Source organism: Streptomyces sp. MS191 (assembly GCF_008042125.1).
In the GTDB taxonomy this organism is placed as follows: domain Bacteria; phylum Actinomycetota; class Actinomycetes; order Streptomycetales; family Streptomycetaceae; genus Streptomyces.
Genome location: NZ_RDBI01000174.1, coordinates 1 through 756, shown reverse-complemented (window position 1 = coordinate 756; position 756 = coordinate 1). Strand labels below are relative to the sequence as shown.

Annotated in this window: 1 protein-coding gene; it reads left to right on the top strand. The window is 76.5% G+C overall.

The genetic code is table 11. The features are described from left to right. Positions 1 to 189 precede the first annotated feature (189 nt). Positions 190 to 756 (top strand): FAD-dependent oxidoreductase (locus EAO71_RS36155; RefSeq protein ID WP_147982037.1); only part of this gene is annotated, 567 nt, incomplete at its 3' end.

Below are 756 nucleotides of genomic sequence, written 5' to 3'. Positions count from 1 at the left end.
GGACAATGGAGTCATGTCCCGACGCACCGCCCGCCCCCGTCGACTCCGGTGGTCCGGTGGGGCCTCCCGGGACACGGGGGCGGGATCGCGCCATGTGCGAATCGGGCCCGCCGCTGCCTTCCGGGGGTGACGGGGCGGCCCTATGCTCCTGCGCCGAACGTCGGGTTACCTCCGGTAAAGGGGTTGGGCATGGACCGTACGGGCACCTCGCGACGCACCCTCATGGCGGGCGCGGCCGCCGTCACCGGAGCCGCCGTCACCGCGTCGGTCGCCGCCGGGGCCGCGCCGGCCGCCGCGGCCGGACCGGCCGGCGCCCCGTCCGTGGCCGTGCTCGGCGGCGGCGTCGCGGGCCTGACCGCCGCCCACGAGCTGGCGGAGCGCGGCTTCCGCGTCACCGTCCACGAACGCCGGGCGCTGGGTGGCAAGGCGCGCTCCATGGACGTGCCGGACAGCGCCCGCGGCGGACGGCGCCCGCTCCCCGCCGAGCACGGCTTCCGGTTCATCCCGGGCATCTACCACAACCTCCCCGACACCCTGCGGCGCATCCCCTTCCCCGGGAACGCGAACGGCGTCTGGGACAACCTCGTCGCGCCGGCCGAGATGTCCTTCGCCCGCAGCGGCCGCGAGGACCTGCGCATCCCGCTCCCCTGGCCCGGGCACCGGCCGGCCGAGCTCACCCTCGACGAGATCCGCCGCGCGCTCACCGCGCTCCTGGACACCGCCGGATCCATCCCCCTCCACGAGACCGCCTACTTC